The organism is Streptomyces sp. RP5T (assembly GCF_003933965.1).
Taxonomy (GTDB): Bacteria; Actinomycetota; Actinomycetes; order Streptomycetales; family Streptomycetaceae; genus Streptomyces.
Map to the genome: position 1 here is coordinate 1 of NZ_RSAJ01000896.1, position 2409 is coordinate 2409.

At 70.5% G+C, this 2409-nt stretch carries 2 protein-coding genes; one reads left to right on the forward strand and one right to left on the reverse strand.

Features of this window, described 5'->3' with window-relative positions:
- Window positions 1–75 precede the first annotated feature (75 nt).
- Window positions 76–1071 (forward strand): acetylxylan esterase, encoded by a 996-nt coding sequence (locus EHS43_RS42610; protein ID WP_125195826.1) that lies wholly within the window; start codon window positions 76–78, stop codon window positions 1069–1071.
- A 63-nt stretch (window positions 1072–1134) separates the two neighbouring features.
- On the opposite strand, the gene EHS43_RS42615 is transcribed toward EHS43_RS42610, so the two are convergent.
- Window positions 1135–2199, reverse strand: coding sequence for a lytic polysaccharide monooxygenase (locus EHS43_RS42615; protein WP_185806646.1), 1065 nt, complete (start codon window positions 2197–2199; stop codon window positions 1135–1137).
- Window positions 2200–2409: the final 210 nt, after the last annotated feature.

The following is a 2409-nucleotide window of genomic DNA, read 5'->3' on the forward strand; positions in this document are numbered from 1 at the left end:
GGGTAGAACAGGAGGGCCGACTCGCGGAGTTCTCCGCAAGTTTCACCACTTGGACCGACTCATGCGAGGTGCCCTGTGCCTGCGTTCGACCTTCCCGCCGCGGAGCTGGAGCACTACCGTCCCGAAGTCCAGGAACCCCCGGATTTCGACGAGTTCTGGCGTGAAACCCTGAAGGAGGCGGCGCGGACGGACGTGTTGGAGTCGGTGCGTCCGCAGGAGAACGGACTGCGGCTGACACGGACCTGGGACGTCACCTTCCGGGGCTTCGCCGGCGACCCCGTGCGCGCCTGGTACAGCAGACCCGCCGGAGTGCGCGAGCCGCTGCCCGCGGTCGTCGAGTACGCCGGTTACGGCCGGGGCCGCGGCCTTCCGCACGAGCGGCTGACCTGGGTGAACGCCGGGTACGCGCATCTGCTGATGGACAACCGCGGCCAGGGCGACCAGTACGGCAACGGCGGCGCGACGCCCGACCCGCACACCGCGGCGCCGGGCGGCCCGGGTCCCGCGGTACGGGGCCTGCTCGACCCGTACACCTACCACTACCGGCGGCTGATCACGGACGCGGTGCGCGCGGTGACGGCGGTGCGGGCGCTGCCGGGGGTGGACGGCGGACGCGTGGCGGCCGTGGGCAACAGCCAGGGCGGCGGGCTGGCGCTCGCGGTCGCGGGGCTGGTGCCGGACCTGGCCGCGGTCCTGGTCACCGCGCCCTTCCTGTGCGGCATCCGGCGCGCCCTGGACCTGACCGACGCGAGCCCGTACGGGGAGATCGGCGCCTATCTCTCGGTGCACCGGGGGGTGGAGGAGCCGGCGTACCGCACGCTCTCGTACATGGAGGGCGTCTCCTTCGCGCGGCGCGCCGCGGCACCGGCCCACTTCGGGACGGGGCTGCGCGACACGGTGTGCCCGCCGAGCGGGGCGTACGCGGCCTTCCACCGCTACGGCGAGCTGAGCGGCGCGGACCCCCGCAAGGAGATCCACGCCTACCCGTACAACGGCCACGAGGGCGGCGACGCGGTGCAGGTGCGCCGCCAACTCGACTGGCTGTCCAAGGTGTTGGCCATCAGCCGGTAGCCGGCCGCCGATCGGGGCGGACCTGGGCGAGTCCGCCCTGACCGGCGCATCGCTGACGGTTCCTCAGCCGACCCGACAGGGAAGGGCCGTGGCCGTGTCTCCTCCGGCGCCGGTGACGACGTATCCGAAGGTCGTGCTCTGTCCCGGACTGAGTGAGCCGTTCCAGTTGGCGTTGTGCACCATCACGTCCTGGCCGGTGTAGGTCGCGTTGCCGTTCCAGAGGCTGTCGACCTTCTGCCCGCTCGGCAGGGACCAGTCGACCATCCAGCCCAGCATCGGGACGTCGCCGGAGTTGGTGACGGTCACCTCGGACTGGTAGCCGCCGCTCCAGGTCCCGGTGGTCTTACGGGTGGACGTGCAGGTGCCGGGCACCGGCTCGGTCGGGTTGCCCGGCTCGTGGATGCCGGTGACCTCGCCGTTGCCGCCGTCGAAGACGACGTCGGAGCAGGAGTAGAAGGTCTCCGCGCTGTCCGAGCGCTGCCAGACCATGTAGATGATGTGGCGGCCGGACTTGTCGGCCGGAAGCTGCCCGGTCCAGGAGTAGTTGGCCTCGACCGTGCCCGGACTGCCGTTGAGGGGCGGGTGGTCGACGCTGAGGAACGGCTGGGCCTCCATGTCGTCCCAGGTGAGGGTCTTCTTCGGGTCGAAGCCGTCCTTGGTGACGTAGACGTAGAACCAACCCGGGTGCGCGGCCCAGGCGTTGTAGGAGAAGTCGACCGTCTTGCCCGCGGTCAGGTGGGTGAGCGGCCAGTCGTCGCGGGGGGCGTTGAAGCCGGTGAAGTTGGTGTTGCCGCCGCTGCACAGCTGGCCGTCCGGCACGAAGCCGCGGGTGCGGCCCGCGCCGTCCGAGCGGAGCACGGAGAACCAGTTGTAGAACGGCGTGGTGCCGCTGACCTGCTGGGCGTTCTTGCAGGCCGGGTTGACGGGCTTGATCTCACCGGTGTCGGTCAGAGCGTCCTGCCAGCACAGGAAGGTGCGGCTGGCGGGCTTCATCGGGGTGCCGTGGGCCTCGGCCCTGCCGCCTGCCGTCAGGACGAGGCTGAGGGCGGGGATGGTGGCCAGGAGGGAGACGAGGACCAGGAAGAGGGCTCTGGGACGGGTCACCCTCGATAACTTTGTCAGGATCATGACAGTCCAGTCCGTTCCTTGAGGTACGGGCCGTGCGGGGTGTGTTGTCGCCGTGGAGTGGGAGGCACCGCCGGGCGGGTTCCGGTCCGCCCGTATGGGAGCGCTCCCACTCCACGTGTTGCGGAAGGTAGCGCGAACTGGGGCGACTGTAAACAGCTGACGGCGTTTCGGAGGACGCTCACGCGGTCGGGTTCGTGTTCGGGACGGGGT

Bases quoted from the DNA above. Each gene is read 5' to 3' on its own strand.
- EHS43_RS42615 (WP_185806646.1), bottom strand. From the start codon at position 2,199: ATGATCCTGACAAAGTTATCGAGGGTGACCCGTCCCAGAGCCCTCTTC.